This window comes from Hydrogenophaga sp. (genome assembly GCF_026125785.1).
In the GTDB taxonomy this organism is placed as follows: domain Bacteria; phylum Pseudomonadota; class Gammaproteobacteria; order Burkholderiales; family Burkholderiaceae_C; genus Hydrogenophaga.
Window position 1 is genome coordinate 361,183 of sequence record NZ_JAHCKL010000001.1, and the last position, 14,407, is coordinate 375,589.

Annotated in this window: 16 protein-coding genes and 4 pseudogenes; 10 read left to right on the forward strand and 10 right to left on the reverse strand. The window is 63.3% G+C overall.

Annotated features, from left to right (window positions below; genetic code table 11):
- Window positions 1-5 precede the first annotated feature (5 nt).
- The 7 genes from tmk to KIT53_RS01675 all read left to right on the forward strand — a co-directional run bounded on the left by tmk (window position 6) and on the right by KIT53_RS01675 (window position 5,991).
- Window positions 6-680 (forward strand): dTMP kinase, encoded by a 675-nt coding sequence (gene tmk, locus KIT53_RS01645; RefSeq protein ID WP_297746570.1) that lies wholly within the window; start codon window positions 6-8, stop codon window positions 678-680.
- A complete protein-coding gene (locus tag KIT53_RS01650) occupies window positions 677-1,708 on the forward strand; it encodes a DNA polymerase III subunit delta' (RefSeq protein WP_297746573.1) in 1,032 nt (343 codons plus the stop codon). The genes tmk and KIT53_RS01650 overlap by 4 nt, the downstream gene beginning before the upstream one ends.
- Before the next feature lie 94 nt (window positions 1,709-1,802).
- On the forward strand, window positions 1,803-2,174 hold the full coding sequence (locus tag KIT53_RS01655; RefSeq protein WP_297746576.1) for a PilZ domain-containing protein: 372 nt from the start codon (window positions 1,803-1,805) through the stop codon (window positions 2,172-2,174).
- A 77-nt stretch (window positions 2,175-2,251) separates the two neighbouring features.
- Window positions 2,252-3,061, forward strand: coding sequence for a TatD family hydrolase (locus KIT53_RS01660; RefSeq protein WP_297746579.1), 810 nt, complete (start codon window positions 2,252-2,254; stop codon window positions 3,059-3,061).
- A gap of 143 nt (window positions 3,062-3,204) precedes the next feature.
- On the forward strand, window positions 3,205-3,837 hold the full coding sequence (locus KIT53_RS01665) for an ankyrin repeat domain-containing protein (RefSeq protein WP_366521881.1): 633 nt from the start codon (window positions 3,205-3,207) through the stop codon (window positions 3,835-3,837).
- A 136-nt stretch (window positions 3,838-3,973) separates the two neighbouring features.
- A complete protein-coding gene (locus KIT53_RS01670) occupies window positions 3,974-4,462 on the forward strand; it encodes a tripartite tricarboxylate transporter TctB family protein (RefSeq protein WP_297746585.1) in 489 nt (162 codons plus the stop codon).
- A 17-nt stretch (window positions 4,463-4,479) separates the two neighbouring features.
- Entirely contained in the window at window positions 4,480-5,991 is a 1,512-nt protein-coding gene (locus tag KIT53_RS01675) for a tripartite tricarboxylate transporter permease (RefSeq protein ID WP_297746587.1), read from the forward strand.
- A gap of 148 nt (window positions 5,992-6,139) precedes the next feature.
- On the opposite strand, the gene KIT53_RS01680 is transcribed toward KIT53_RS01675, so the two are convergent.
- The 4 genes and pseudogenes from KIT53_RS01680 to KIT53_RS20245 all read right to left on the reverse strand — a co-directional run.
- On the reverse strand, window positions 6,140-6,571 hold the full coding sequence (locus KIT53_RS01680; RefSeq protein ID WP_297746590.1) for a hypothetical protein: 432 nt from the start codon (window positions 6,569-6,571) through the stop codon (window positions 6,140-6,142).
- A gap of 155 nt (window positions 6,572-6,726) precedes the next feature.
- The gene (locus KIT53_RS01685) at window positions 6,727-6,921 is read right to left on the reverse strand and encodes a hypothetical protein (RefSeq protein WP_297746593.1); all 195 of its coding nucleotides are present in this window, start codon (window positions 6,919-6,921) and stop codon (window positions 6,727-6,729) included.
- A 48-nt stretch (window positions 6,922-6,969) separates the two neighbouring features.
- Window positions 6,970-7,419, reverse strand: coding sequence for a hypothetical protein (locus KIT53_RS01690; RefSeq protein ID WP_297746596.1), 450 nt, complete (start codon window positions 7,417-7,419; stop codon window positions 6,970-6,972).
- A gap of 230 nt (window positions 7,420-7,649) precedes the next feature.
- Window positions 7,650-7,985: pseudogene (locus KIT53_RS20245) on the reverse strand (VC1465 family Xer recombination activation factor); the annotation flags it as partial.
- A 173-nt stretch (window positions 7,986-8,158) separates the two neighbouring features.
- Between KIT53_RS20245 and KIT53_RS01695 the strand changes: the two are divergent.
- Window positions 8,159-9,109, forward strand: a complete 951-nt coding sequence (locus tag KIT53_RS01695) for a ParA family protein (RefSeq protein ID WP_297746600.1) — start codon at window positions 8,159-8,161, stop codon at window positions 9,107-9,109.
- Window positions 9,110-9,357: 248 nt separating this feature from the next.
- Here the strand turns inward: KIT53_RS01695 and KIT53_RS01700 are convergent, their stop codons facing one another.
- Together KIT53_RS01700 and KIT53_RS01705 are read right to left on the reverse strand one after the other, a co-directional pair.
- A complete protein-coding gene (locus KIT53_RS01700) occupies window positions 9,358-9,765 on the reverse strand; it encodes a hypothetical protein (RefSeq protein WP_297746603.1) in 408 nt (135 codons plus the stop codon).
- A 120-nt stretch (window positions 9,766-9,885) separates the two neighbouring features.
- Complete coding sequence (locus tag KIT53_RS01705) at window positions 9,886-10,224, reverse strand: hypothetical protein (protein WP_297746606.1); 339 nt, start codon at window positions 10,222-10,224, stop codon at window positions 9,886-9,888.
- Window positions 10,225-10,490: 266 nt separating this feature from the next.
- Between KIT53_RS01705 and KIT53_RS01710 the strand changes: the two genes are divergently transcribed.
- A complete protein-coding gene (locus tag KIT53_RS01710; protein ID WP_297746609.1) occupies window positions 10,491-10,802 on the forward strand; it encodes a single-stranded DNA-binding protein in 312 nt (103 codons plus the stop codon).
- 451 nt (window positions 10,803-11,253) lie between these two features.
- Here KIT53_RS01710 and KIT53_RS01715 read toward each other — a convergent pair.
- Window positions 11,254-11,581, reverse strand: a pseudogene (locus tag KIT53_RS01715) (IS5/IS1182 family transposase); the annotation flags it as partial.
- On the opposite strand from KIT53_RS01715, the pseudogene KIT53_RS01720 reads away from it, so the two are divergent.
- Window positions 11,580-11,849 (forward strand): annotated as a pseudogene (locus KIT53_RS01720) (IS21 family transposase); the annotation flags it as partial. The pseudogenes KIT53_RS01715 and KIT53_RS01720 overlap by 2 nt on opposite strands.
- Here KIT53_RS01720 and istA read toward each other — a convergent pair.
- The 3 genes and pseudogenes from istA to KIT53_RS01735 all read right to left on the reverse strand — a co-directional run.
- Window positions 11,849-12,847, reverse strand: a pseudogene (gene istA, locus KIT53_RS01725) (IS21 family transposase); the annotation flags it as partial. The pseudogenes KIT53_RS01720 and istA sit on opposite strands and share 1 nt — an antisense overlap.
- 172 nt (window positions 12,848-13,019) lie before the next feature.
- Complete coding sequence (locus KIT53_RS01730) at window positions 13,020-13,388, reverse strand: LysR family transcriptional regulator (protein WP_297746612.1); 369 nt, start codon at window positions 13,386-13,388, stop codon at window positions 13,020-13,022.
- Between the two features lie 102 nt (window positions 13,389-13,490).
- Complete coding sequence (locus KIT53_RS01735; protein ID WP_297746616.1) at window positions 13,491-14,357, reverse strand: CoA ester lyase; 867 nt, start codon at window positions 14,355-14,357, stop codon at window positions 13,491-13,493.
- Between the last annotated feature and the right edge of the window lie 50 nt (window positions 14,358-14,407).

The window sequence follows — 14,407 nt, forward strand, 5'->3', positions numbered from 1 at the left end:
TTTCCATGCAAGCAGCGGCCGGACTCTTCATCACCTTCGAGGGCATCGATGGCGCGGGCAAGTCCACCCACATCGAAAATCTGGCCGACGCCCTGCGCGCCCGGGGCAGGCAGGTCACGCTCACCCGCGAGCCCGGCGGTACGCCGCTGGCCGAGCAACTGCGCGAACTCGTGCTGCACCAGGCCATGGACCCTTTGTGCGAGGCCCTGCTGATGTTCGCGGCACGGCGCGACCATCTGCGCCAGGTGATCGAACCGGCGCTGGCGCGCGGCGATGTGGTGCTGTGCGACCGCTTCACCGACGCCACCTTCGCCTACCAGGGCGGTGGCCGAGGCTTCGATCTGGCGGTGCTGCGCCAATTGGAGCGCTGGGTGCAGACCAGGCCCGACGCGAACAGTCTGCGCCAGCCCGACCTCACAGTGTGGTTCGACCTCCCCACGGCCGTCGCGGCGCAGCGCCTGGCCGGCGCCCGCGTGCCCGACCGCTTCGAGGCCGAGCCTGCGGCTTTCTTCGAGCGCGTGGCCCAAGGCTACGCGCAACGCATGGCCGAAGACCCGGCGCGTTTTGCGCGCGTGGATTCCAGCCAGCCACGCGAGGCGGTCTGGCTTGCCGTGCGTGCGGCTTTCGAGCAACGCGGCTGGTTGGGGCGGAACGACGGCGCGCAGAGGGTCGGCCCGTGAGCACCCTGGCCCCCTGGCTACAGACCCAGTTGCAGAGCCTGCTGGCCCAGCGTGGCCATGCGCTGCTGCTGGCCGGGCCTTCGGGGCTGGGCCAATACGAACTGGCGCTGGCGCTGGCGCGCACATGGCTGTGCGAACAACCCGGGCCTCAGGGGGCCTGCGGCCAATGCGACAGTTGCCACGCCATCGACGTGCGCACCCATGCCGACCTGTGCGTGCTCATGCCCGAGACCCTGAGCCTCGAACTGGGCTGGCCGCTGGACGAAGGCGCCCAGAAAGAGATCGACGACAAGAAGCGCAAGGCCAGCAAGTTCATCCGCGTGGAGTCCGCGCGCGAGGCCGTGGCATTCACCCAGTTCACCCGCTCGCGCGGCCTGACCAAGGTGGTGCTGGTGCATCCGGCCGAACGCATGAACATCGAGTCGGCCAACACCCTGCTCAAGACGCTGGAAGAGCCGGTGGGCGAAGTGCGCTTCGTGCTTGCCACCGAGGCTGCTCACCAGTTGCTGCCCACCATCCGCAGCCGCTGCCTGACCCACGCCATGGTCTGGCCCGCCGAGGAAGAGGCACTGGCTTGGCTGTTGGCGCAGTCTGCGGCGGGCACCAGCCGCGAACAGGCGCGCGCGTGGCTGCAGGCCGCAGGCGGCCGGCCCGACGACGCTCTGGCGCTGGCGGGAGCCGGCCTCAAGGACAGCGCCTGGGCCGCGTTGCCCCAGTCACTGGCCCGAGGCGACTGGGGCCTGCTCGCCGGCTGGACGCCGGCGCAGCAGCTCCAGGTGCTGCAGAAGCTCTGCCACGACCTCATGGCCAAGGCCGCGGGCGCCACGCCACGCTTCTTCCCGGCCGAACAGTTGCCCGCGGCACCGCGCTGGGGCGTGCTGGCCCAGTGGTCGCGCGAACTGATGGCCGCGGCACGCACGGTCGAACACCCGTACAGCGCTGGCCTCATGCAGGAGGCCTGGGCGGCCCGCACGCGCCAGGTCCTGTCCGCCAGCGAGACCGCGCGAGCGGCATCCAGCCGCGCATAGCGCGCATTTGTCACGAAAACACCCGCTTATTGCAGGTTTGAAATGGCCCGCCCCAGGGGGGCTGAGGGCTGGATTGCCTTTAAACTCGCGGCTGATGAGCACCAACCCGTCTCCATCGGCCACCGCAGCGCGGCCCAGCGTGATCCAGCTCTCCATCAAGGAGAAGGCGGCGCTGTACGCGGCGTACATCCCGCTGTTTGCCGACGGAGGCATCTTCATTCCCTCGGCACGCGAATACCGCCTGGGTGACGACGTCTACGTGCTGCTGAGCCTGCCCGACGATCCCCAGCGCTACCCCGTCGCCGGCAAGGTGGCCTGGGTCACGCCCGCCAAGGCGCAGGGTGGCCGCACCCAGGGCGTGGGCATCCGGTTCCCGGCAGACGAGAAGTCTCGCCAGCTCAAGCTCAAGATCGAGGAAATCCTCGGCGCGACGCTGGGCTCGGACAAGGCCACCCAGACACTCTGATCCGCCCTCTCCTGGGCAGTGGCCGGCCGATGCGGCGCACAATGCGTGCTTTGCCGTTCCCTTTCCGCTGCCCGGGCATGTTCACCGATTCCCACTGCCACCTGAGTTTTCCTGAGCTGCACTCGCAGTTGCCCGAAGTCCTGCAAGCCATGCGCGAGGCTGCGGTGGACCGCGCTCTGTGCATCTGCACCACGCTCGAAGAGTTCGACACCGTCCACCGGATCGCCCTGGACCACCCCCATCTGTGGGCCACCGTGGGCGTGCATCCGGACAACGACGGTGTGCGTGAACCGTCCTTGCAGGACCTGCTGGAGCGCGCCGCCCTGCCCAGGGTGGTCGGCATAGGGGAAACCGGACTGGACTACTACCGCCTGGGCACACGCAGCGTGGCCGACATGGCCTGGCAGCGCGAACGCTACCGCGTGCACATCCGCGCAGGCCGGCAGACCGACCTGCCGCTGGTCATCCATACACGCAGCGCCTCCGACGACACGCTGGCCATCCTGCGAGAGGAGGGGGGGCTGGGTTCGGAAGGGGGGCAGGGCAGCGTGCCATCCCGGGGGGTCTTCCACTGTTTCACGGAGACCGCGGAAGTGGCCCGGGCCGCGCTGGACCTCGGCTTTTACATCTCGTTCTCGGGCATCCTGACTTTCCGCAACGCCGCCGACCTCCGCGAGGTGGCCCGCTTCGTTCCCCTGGAGCGCACGTTGATCGAGACCGACAGCCCTTACCTGGCGCCCGTGCCTTACCGGGGGAAGACGAACACGCCCGCGCTCGTCCCCTGGGTAGCCCGGCAGATCGCCGAAATCAAGGGCTTGCCCGTGGAGAAAGTGGCCGCGGCGACCGGCCAGAACTTTGAACATCTTTTCTCCAGGATTTTCATGTAAAAGATGAGATATCCGTAAAAGGTATATGTTTTATATAAATTTCGAGCGGATTCAGATCGTCACCGCGCCTCCTGCATCAACATCTCATACATGACTCGAAGTACATGAAAAAGAGAACTGTTTTAAAAGGATTTTTCTCCGGATTGCTTCTGCTTGGCCTGCGCGCACGGGCCAACTCCTTCGACGACTTCTTCTCTGCCATCAAGCGCGACGACGTCGCGACCGTCCGCAACCTGGCCCGCAGGGGTTTCGACTTGAACACCCTCAATGCGAACGGCGAACACGGCCTGTTCCTGGCATTGCGCGACGATGCCGGCGCCGTGGCGGATTTCCTGGCCGGCCAGCCCAAAGTGGATGTCAACAAGCTCAGCGAAAAAGGCGAGAGCCCCTTGATGATGGCTGCGCTCAAGGGCCGGCTGGAGCTGGCGCAGCGCCTGATCGCGCGCCAGGCGGAGGTCAACAAGCCGGGCTGGACGCCCTTGCACTACGCCGCCACCCATGCAGGCCCGACGGCACCAGCCATGGTGCGCCTGCTGCTGGAGCACCACGCTTACATCGACGCCGAGTCGCCCAACCGCACCACGCCGTTGATGATGGCCGCCCACTACGGCAGCCCTGGCGTGGTCAAGCTGTTGCTGGAGGAGGGCGCAGACCCCCTGCTGCGCAATGAGCAGGGCATGACCGCCATCGACTTTGCCCAACGGGCCGGCAGGGCTGAATCCGCGGACATCATCGCCGCATTCGTGCGTGCGCAGCAGCCAAAAGGCCGATGGTAGAACCTTTCATTCATTCAAATATTGCCACGCCGGGCACGAAACGGCGGTTTTTGGGCTCCAAATAGGTGTAATCCACATTGGTCCACCCCATACCGCACCTCACAATTGCCCGGATCCCACAATTTGAGGAGACACCGTGAAGATCGGCAGCCAAAAAGACTTCTTATCAGGACTCATGTTCATCATCGTCGGCTCATCTTTTGCCGTCGGTGCCACCAACTACACGGTAGGCTCGGCCTCCCGCATGGGGCCAGGGTACTTTCCGCTCCTGCTGGGCATCCTGCTGGCAATGCTCGGGCTGATCGTGACGATCGTCTCGTTCAGGCGCAACGTGCCGGGCGGTGACCCGGTTGGCGCCATCGCCTGGCGCCCGCTGGGCTTTGTTCTCGGAGCCAATCTGGCCTTCGGCGTGCTGCTCGTGGGCCTGCCTTCCATTGGCCTGCCTGCATTCGGCCTGATCGTCGCAATCTTCGGCCTGGTGATCATCTCCAGCTACGCGCGCCCCAATGCCAGCCTCAAGGAAGCCCTGATCCTGAGCACCATCCTCAGTATCGGCAGCTACGTTGGATTTGTGTACCTGCTCAATCTGCAGTTCCCTGTGTGGCCTGCCTTCCTGACGCACTGAACGGAGACAACCCCACCATGGAACTCTTTGACCATCTGGCGCTGGGCTTCGGCGTCGCCTTCACCTTCCAGAACCTGATCTACGCCTTCATCGGCTGCCTGCTGGGCACGCTGATCGGCGTTCTGCCGGGCATCGGTCCGCTGGCCACCATCGCCATGCTGCTGCCGGCCACCTACGGCCTGCCGCCCGTGGCCGCTCTCATCATGCTGGCCGGCATCTACTACGGCGCCCAGTACGGCGGCTCCACCACCGCCATTCTGGTCAACCTGCCCGGCGAGTCCTCCTCCGTGGTGACCGTGATCGACGGCTACCAGATGGCGCGCAAGGGCAGGGCGGGCCCCGCCTTGTCGGCCGCTGCTCTGGGCTCGTTCTTCGCAGGCTGCGTGGGCACCCTGGTGCTGGCGGCATTTGCGCCACCGCTGACCGAAGTCGCTCTGAGCTTCGGCCCCGCTGAGTATTTCGCGCTCATGATCCTGGGTCTGATCGGCGCCGTCGTGCTGGCGTCCGGCTCCCTGGTCAAGGCCTTGTCCATGATCGTCCTGGGTCTGCTCATCGGCCTGATCGGCACCGACGTGAACTCCGGCGTGGCCCGCTTCAGCTTCGACGTGCCCGAACTCACCGACGGCATCGGCTTCGTGGTGATCGCCATGGGTATCTTCGGCTACGGTGAAATCATCAGCAACCTGTCCCAGGACGAAAGCTCGCGCGAAGTCTTCACCGGCAAGGTCAAGGGCCTGATGCCTACGGGCGAAGACCTCAAGCGCATGGCTCCCGCGGTGGTTCGCGGCACAGCCCTCGGCTCGGTGCTGGGCATCCTGCCGGGCGGTGGCGCTCTGCTGTCGTCCTTCGCGGCCTACACCATCGAGAAGAAGACCAAGCTGCGTCCGGGCGAAGTGCCGTTCGGCCAGGGCAACATCCGTGGCGTGGCCGCGCCCGAAGCCGCCAACAACGCGGGTTCGCAGACCTCGTTCATCCCGCTGCTGACCCTGGGCATCCCGCCCAATGCCGTGATGGCCCTGATGGTCGGCGCCATGACCATCCACAACATCCAGCCGGGCCCGCAGGTCATGACCTCCAACCCGGAACTGTTCTGGGGCCTGATCGCCTCGATGTGGATCGGCAACCTGATGCTGGTGGTGCTGAACCTGCCGCTGATCGGCGTCTGGGTGAAGCTGCTGACCGTGCCGTACCGCTGGCTGTTCCCGGCCATCGTGCTGTTCTGTGCGATCGGTGTGTACTCCACCAACAACAACAGCTTCGACATCTGGATGGTGGCGCTGTTCGGCCTCATCGGCTACATCTTCATCAAGCTCGGCTGCGAACCCGCGCCCTTGCTGCTCGGCCTGATCCTGGGCCCGATGATGGAAGAGTATCTGCGGCGCGCCATGCTGATTTCCCGCGGCGACTGGTCGGTGTTCGTCACCCGTCCGATCTCGGCCTCGCTGCTGGCTGCCGCCTTGGTGCTGCTGATCATCGTGCTGCTGCCGTCGATCAAGAAGAAGCGCGAGGAAGCCTTCGTCGAGGACTGATCGGCGAAAGCGCTTGCCAGAAGCCAGATCCGCGCTGTGGGTCTGGCTTTTTTGGCTCACTTTGATATTCCACGATGTATACCGCGGGCAATTGAATTGGCTCATGATATCGAAATTCCTTCAATCGATGCGCAATTAATACCGCTTTTCAAGCCGCGAATGGCTTAATTGGCTGTACCTTAGTTACGTCCGCAGATTGAGGAATTGGCACATCACTGCCCGCAGGGGCCACGCCAACGGAATTCGCACCGGAGGGACCCGCCACACCACCCACGCCGGAGTGGGCCTGTTCGTCCCGTTGCGTTGACATGGGGGTACCCCCCATACCCCCTTTGGCAATGGCCTCTCTCGCAGTTGCGCGCAAGGCAATCAACCAGGTAGCCACCATCTCAGGGGCGTTACCGGGCTTGGCGGTGTGCTGAGCGATCGGCAACAGGTAGTCGCAGCACTCGACGATGCCGCGAATCTGTTCCAGCTCAGGGGCCCCGGTGGCGGGTTTCACATGGCCCATGTTCAGCAGGTAGCCGCGCTCAAATTCGGGCTCACCACGGCGGGCAGATGTAGACTTGGACTTAGCCATTTTCGTAACTCCTTTTCAGTTCGGTTTGGTCAGAGACGCCCAGGTGTTCGTGCACCCGGGCGTTTCGTTTTGTGGACGCCTACAGGAGGGCTTCGCGCGCAACCCTCCCAATGCAGAGCGCCAGGAGCATCAGCGTGCCCATGGCGGCGTGGAATTCAATCGGCACTGGCACCCCCGATGCGAGCGCGCCGAAGGCGGTAGTAACGGGCCTTGGCTGCATCGGCCTCAGGCGCACGCATGGCGCGCTCCTCGACCCGCTGAGACTCGGTGGTGTTCGACCAGGGCGAAGGGATGCCAGCCACCAGGAAGCGGGGTGGGCGCGGGTCCGGCTTGCGGTAACCACGGGCCATCACACCACCCTCCGGCGTTTTGTCGTAGATGGGTCGCGCTGCGCGCTCTCAGTGGGGCACGTCGGCGTCATCGATGAACGACTCGACAGGGCGCCTATGCGTGGCCCAATAGGCATCTTCGAAGGCCTTGATTTGCTCGGGCGTGACGTCCTCAGGATCGACGGTCGGGTCGGAGTAGGGGACGGCAACGCCAGCTGGCGGCTTCCACCTTGGATCGACCCATGGCCACATGTCGGGCTCATGGAAGTTGCGCCAGTTGCCTGGGTCTTTGTGCCATCGACCGGGAGGGGCTCCACCAACCGGCTCGGCCTTGCTGGCGGGCTTCGAGGACCGGGACTTTGTTTTTGATGGCTTGGGCTTGACCGGTCCAGGTTCCCCGTGCAGGTAGGCATCGAGGGCCACCGCGACCAGGGCATTGAAGCTGATTCCGAGGCTGTCCGCGTGGGCGCGGGCAGCGTCGGCAAGGTCATCCTGTAGGCGTAAAGGGTAGGCTCGCATGGTGATATCACTTTGTGATCATTTGGTGTGGCGTCGGCGGTGATATCACGAAGGGGGTGATATCGCCCGGAACCCGCGCCGCCATTGGCTTTGCGGGCGTTTGGGCTGCAAAAGTTCGGCGACGTTGTTTTAGATGAGACAAGCCCCCCGGCACGCCGCTCCGCGCCTGCGGCGCGTGACGCGTCCTGGCCGGGCGCGGACACGCTGCGCATCCCTCGCGCCCGTTCGGGCCGCGCCAACGCTCCCTCATGCCGGTTGTAGAGGACCGAGAACAGCGCGGACCGACGAACCAGCAGGCCCCACCAGGTGAAGTCCTGCGGCCGCAGCTCATGGCCCTCGGGGGTGTACAGCCGGCCAGCGCTCAGGTGCCAGCCGCGCCAAGCGTCACCCGGCAACTCGTAGTGCAGCTGGATGCGCAGCAGCTTGTAAGCCGCGAACGGGATGCGCGCACGGCCAGACAGCCAGGTGTGCACGGTGCGCTGACTGACCTGCAGAAACTGCGCAGCGTCGGCCACAGAAAAGCCCAGGCGGGCATACATGGCTCTGAAGCGGCGGGCTTGTTCCATGCGGGATTCAGGGCTGCAAGGCCGCTTCCTCGGTGGTGGTTTGAGATTCCACGATGTATATTCTCAGATAATCCAAAAGATAATCATGAGATTAGCATAAGAGCCATTATTGCACATAGCTGTTTTGATACTCACTGGAATGTGGTTTTTACCACTTTTATAGTGAGGTCTAAATGTTTACATTCGGTGTTGTTGCCACCAAGGGCGGGGTTGGCAAGACCACAGTAGCAGCCAATCTCGGTGGCCTCTTGGCCGACATTGGTTACCGCGTCTTGCTCATTGACGCCGATGTACAGCCATCGCTATCACGCTACTTCGTCGTCTCGCAGGAAGCCGCGCATGGCCTGACCAAGATGGTCATTGATGGCTCGCTGACGCAAGAGTGTATCAGTCAGATCGAGTTGCTTCCCGAGTCATTTCCTGGGGATCATGACCTGCTCAACAAGCAGGGTGGATTCCTGCATCTGGTGCGCTCGGACACCCGCGACGGTCGCCTGCAAGACTGGTTGAGCAACCGCCTTGATCGCCTTGTGCGCATCCGCATGGCGATAAAAAATACCTCGCTCGCAGATAGCTACGACGTCGCGATTATCGACACGCAAGGTGCTGTGGGGCACCTTCAGGATGCAGCAGTTAATGCGTCCGATCTGCTGATCACTCCGGCCTCACCCGACATTATCAGTGCCCGCGAATTTGTAGACGGCACACTCACTTTACTAGATCGTCACGAATCATCGGCCAATATGGGATTTACAGTCCCGGCTATGCGTGCGGTTATTAATCGCGCGGAAAAAACCGTTGATAGCCGATCTATGGCTGGTCTCATTCGCGACCAGTTCATGACACTGCGCGGCCGTGTGACGGTGCTCAACACCGTGGTGTCGGCAGCCGTGGCCTACAAGAAGGCAGCAACCTCCCAGGTGCCTGTGCATTGGATCGATCCCATCAAGGCGGGCGACACCATGCATGCACTGCTGTGGGAGCTACTGCCTCACCTGGAGGGCACGTTTGCGCCCAATCACCGGGGACAGATTGATCCTTCTTTGTTGGCACCGAAAGTCAAGCCAGCTCCTGAAACAGATGCCGATGGCGAGCCGGCTGGCGCTGGTGCAGGCCATGAGTGAGGGGAGCATGAGCCATGGCCCCCTCAAGAACCCCTGAAACGCTGACCGCTGTACAGCGGGCGCAGCGCTTGAACCTCCACCTTCCACCTGTGCAGGAGGCCGATCACGAATCGGCCCACGCACATGCGCACCCAGACCAGAACCCCATGGCAGTGACCAAACCTAGCAAGCAGGAACAGAAAATCATGGAGCAGGCGCGCAAGTCCCTGCCTCCCCTGAGCGGCCCGCGCGCCAGCGCGACCGCCAACCTAGATCCTCGCAGCGACGCCGAGCTGTCGTTTTCCATCCTTCCTGTCTCGGAAATCGTGGCCTATGGCCATAACCCTCGGCAGGGGATCAACCCGCGATATGACGAGCTCAAGGCCAGCATCAAGGCCGACGGCATCACCAACATCCTCACCGTCACGCGCCGCAGCGTGGATGACAAGTACACGCCCTACGGCGGAGGAAACACGCGCCTGCAAATTGCCAAAGAACTGTTTTCCGAAGGTGATCAACGCTTTGCACAGCTGCGCGTCATCGTCAAGGAGTGGCCCGGAGATGCCCAGGTGATCACTGCCCACCTTGTAGAAAACGAGCTGCGTGCAGACATCACCTTTTGGGAAAAAGCCCGCGGCGTGCATCAGTTCCGTGTCGAACTCGAAACCGAGCAGCACAAACCGCTCACCGCCGGCGAGCTGAACCGTGAACTGCGGGCACGCGGGCTCAATTACGGCGTCAGAACGATCCAGAACTTTGCGTTCGCCACCGAGCAGATGGCCCCGGTCGGGCCCTGGCTACAGGCCCGGGCGGTCAACGAAGTCACGCGGCCCAAGGTGGCGGCCCTGCTCGAACTCGGTGCCAAGCTGGGCCAGGGATCGGCCTTGCGCGAACAGCTCCAGGCAGTCATGCAGACCTATGGTGATGCCCTGCGCCTGCGCACCAAGAGCAATGAAGACCTGGAAGCAGCCGAGCGTCTGTCGGTGGAACTCGACGATGCGGCGCTGCTGGCCGACCTGCAGCTGGCTGCGGTGCAGGAATTGGGCCTTGCCGGACGCCCGCAGCTGGAGGCTGCTCTCTCCGCCATGGAGGCCGATCCCAAGCTGTCGCGCGACGATCTTCGCGCCGTTGGACAACGTCCTGTCGCTATGGCCCCGCCTCCACAACGGCCGTCGTTTGAGTCGGAGACTACCAACACGTCGGAACCATTCACGCCCCAGGCAGACCCAGAGCCAACGGCGCAACCATCGGCACCCCATGGAGTTCAGCAAGCGCCGCTACCCGGAATGCTGGCAGGCGTTCCCGTCCAGGCGCAGCCGGGTAGGGTGAAGGCTGGAACGCCTGCAACCTCGGCGATTCGCCGAAGCTCAAGCACGTCACTGGCAGGAACGGTGATTTCACCGTGGCGTCCATGCGTGTCATGTTTGGACGTTATCGGCAGAACCAGGGGGGTGCTGTGGAGCAGGTCGGCGGGTTCTGGCGCGAGGTGGAAATCTATGGTGCCAAGGCCGAGGCCTGCGCCAAGCACCTGCGCAAGGGGTCGCGTGTCCTGGTGCTTGGCGAGGAGCAGGATTTCATGGCCACGGACGACGATGGCAATGAGGTGCAGGTGATCAAGGTGGTGGCCGAGGATGTGGCTCTGCAGCTGTCGCGGATTGAGTCCATCACGTTCACGCCATCACGTGCACGGGAAACAGAAGCGGCCGAAGCCTGATATTCATTTTAATTAATAACCCCATGCGTGGAGCGTCGCCAGTTTTACCCAATGGAGGTTGTCATGAATATATCGCATCAATCCGAAAAGACGGAGTGTTTATTCAAGCTCATTGCACTGGGGTCGGAAACACTCGATAATCTTACTCGCGCTACTGGTTGGGGATACAAAGAAACGCAGGACACATTGCTCCAACTCATCGCCGATAGCAAAATCACTTGCAGGAACGTCAACGGTGAACGTTATTACATGGTTAAGGAGAGCTGAGGCATTAAATACCCTCGCGTCTCTTTGTTAATTCCGTGCTTCAAGGCTCCATGGGTCGAGGATGACGAGTTCGAGAGAGTGCTCGCGGAGAACAATCCATTCCGGCCGGCCCGGGCGGCAGAGTTGCCGCGTTATCGGCATACCCCGCCTCAGGCTATTTAGTCCGCCCTGAACAATTCAGTTTTCACGCAAATCCCGCCACTGCAAAGCGCAGCTGGTCGGCCAATAGCCCGATGACTTCCTGAATCGTCACCCCCAGTCGAGCGCAAAAAAGCCGCAGCGCGGCCAGGATCAGGCGCAGGTTGTGGCCTGCGCCGCACATCACGGCATGGATGGCGTCGCCCAGGGCGCCCTTGAGCGGGTTGCGCGCCAATCGGCCATCCATCTTCATGTGCCCGATGGTGGGCTCCACCGCACTGCGCCGCTTGATCATCGCCCTGAGGGTCTTGGTGATGCCCCTTTTCTGCCCCCGAGCGCAAAATGCGCACCCCTGGCACCTGGGCGCCCTGGTACGCGGGCGGCCACACGCTGGTAAGCGACTTCATCCGGGCTTGGAGACTCAAGGCTGGGCAGAGCCCGGCCCTGCGCGGCTTCGTGCCGCTGAAGTTCGATCTTGGCGAAGCCTTCCAGTTCGACTGGAGCGAAGAGGGTTTGGTGGTGGGCGGCATCTACTACCGTCTGCAGGTTTCGCACATGAAGCTGTGCGCCAGCCGCGCCTTCTGGCTGGTGGCCTACCCCAGCCAGGGCCACGAAATGCTGTTCGACGCCCACACCCGCTCGAACTGCACATGGCAATCCCGGTGCACGCTCACCCGGTGCCAGGAGCCCAGGTCGGGCGCGACGGCTGGCAGGCCTTGAAGCAGAGGCTGTTCCAGGGCGAAGAGTTCCAGCGGGCTGCGCCGGGTCGTGCCATGGCAGCGCACGCCAGCCTCTTGCATGACCCAGGCCTGGGCCTGTGCGTTGAGGTCGGCCAGGTCGCGGAACTCGCGCAGCGGCAGGAAGTTGCCCTTGAGGTATTTGACGCCGGCCTCGACGATGCCCTTCTTCTGCGGATCGTGCGGCGGACAGGCGTCGATCTTGAAGCCGTAGCCCTCGGCGCATTCGGCATAGGCGCGCTGCACGGTCGGATCCTGGGCGCAGGCCCGGGTGATAGCGCACTTGGCGTTGTCGATGATGACGCGCACCGGTACACCGGCGAACCACTCGAAGGCGCGGCGATGGCAGCCCAGCCAGGTGGCCACAGTCTGGTCCCAGACGAACTCGACATACTGATGGCGCGAATGGCATAGCGTCATCACGAAGGCCCAAGTGCGCCGGGGCAGGCCGTCCGGGTGGATGAGCGTCGGGCCGGCACCGAAGTCCACCTGCGCGGCCTCGCCAGGCTCGAAGTCCAGCCGGCAGGTCGTCTCGGGCGGCAAGTGGGCGCGGATGTCGGCCAACAGTCGCCGCACGGCGGAGTAGCTGCCGGCCCAGGCGTGTTGGCGCTTCAGGGCGGCGTGGATGGCAGCGCCCGAGACGCCTTGCTCGACCCAGGCGCTGAGCAGGGCCCGGTGCGGCTCCAGGGTGGAGATGGTGGTGCTGGCGCGCCGGGGTTCACCCAGGGCGGTGGCGATGTCCTCGTCGTCGGGCAACGGCTGCTGGACATTGAGCCAGCCGCGAGCGGTGGCCAGTTCACGCCATTGCGCCGCCTTGCGCCGACCCATGAGACGGGCCGCCGCGATCTCCCGGTCGGACTCGCCCTGGCGCATTCGCAGCAAGGCCTGTCGGTAGTGATGCATCTCGAATCTCCTGCGCGCCATCGCTGAGCCTCCGGGCAAAGGCCCAAAGGGTAGAGATGGCGGCGGTCAATTCGGGGTGTCGTTCAACGCCTGCTGCTAGGCCAGTGGCCTCATTACGCCGATCCGAGACTGGCTCCAATACGGCGATCACGCCCTGGCTCCATTACGCCGGTCAGCGGGTGGCGCCTATATGCCGATCATGGAGTGGATCCAATATGCCGGTCGGTGACAGACGTGGCACGAGCCATTTGGTCGCAAACAGCGGCTCGGCGCAGACGGTGACAATCCAGCGTGCCTCGCCATGCGCGCGGATCTGCTCCACTGCTTGCGCAAGGGCGGCAAAACCATCCTGCAAAACGGGCAGTGCCTCCTTGGCCGCGGGTGTCAGTCTCACTTTGCGATGGTGGCGCACGAACAGCTCGACGCCAAGGTGTTCCTCCAATGCCTTGATCTGGTGACTGATGGCTGCCGGCGTCACATGCAGTTCTTTTGCGGCAGCCGCGAAACTCTGTGTTCTCTCTGCCGCTTCCAGATAGGACAAGGCGATGAGTGGCGGCAGACGCCTGGGGCCGCAGGATGGCGGCAGTGCCTGCGTGACCTGCGAGAGACAGGTGGGGCTGGAACAGGCGTTGGCCATTTGGGGCTAGTTGCCTTGAGCAACTTCGTACACTGCAAGCATACGTGCGAAGCTGCGCAGCACGGGCTTTTCGATCAGCTTGCCCTTGTACACCAGCAACCCGCCATCGCACTGAGAGAAAGCTTCGATTACCTGCCTCGCATGCTCCACGGTTTCGTCGTCGGGAGTGAAGGCAGCATTGATATCGGGGATCTGCTTGGGATGAATGGCTCCCTTGCCGGTGAAGCCTAACTCGGCTGAGAGCGCCGCCTCGCGAAGCATGCCTTCACGGTTCTCTAAGTCGAGATAGGGCACGTCGATAGCATCCAGGCCGGACATAGCCGCCGCGTGCACGATGCGCGAGCGTGCGTACTGCAATGCCATCCATGTGGACTTGCAGCGCAGGTCTGCTGCCATGTCCACACCACCGAAGAACAGTGCCTCGATGCGGTCACTGGAGCGTCCGATCTCGCAGGCTGCTTCAAGAGCTTCGTTGGTTTCGATAATGACGTGCAGGCGGGTCGTCAGTTTGTACTCGTCCAGCAGGACGCTTAGATTGCGCACCTCCTCGGGGCCCTTTACCTTGGGCAGCATAACGGCGGGAATGTCCATTGGCGCCTGCAGTAGCGCCTGCACGTCCATCATGCCCTCGATCGTGCGCAAACAGTTGAGCCGGATGATTCGCTCTACGCGCGCCGGCCCCTGCACCGTCACCAGATGCGTGAAGGCTTGCTCACGCGCATGCGCCTTGTCCTTCGGCGCGATCGCGTCTTCCAAGTCCACGCAGACGATGTCGGTGCCGCATGCGAGCGCCTTAGGAAACATGTCCGGGCGGTTGCCCGGTGCGAAGATGAAACTGCGCCTCGCGCGAACAGATGGCTCTGTAGTAGACAAATCTCACTCCCTGGAAAAGAAAAAGATGGGGGCAAAGGGCCGCAAATGCT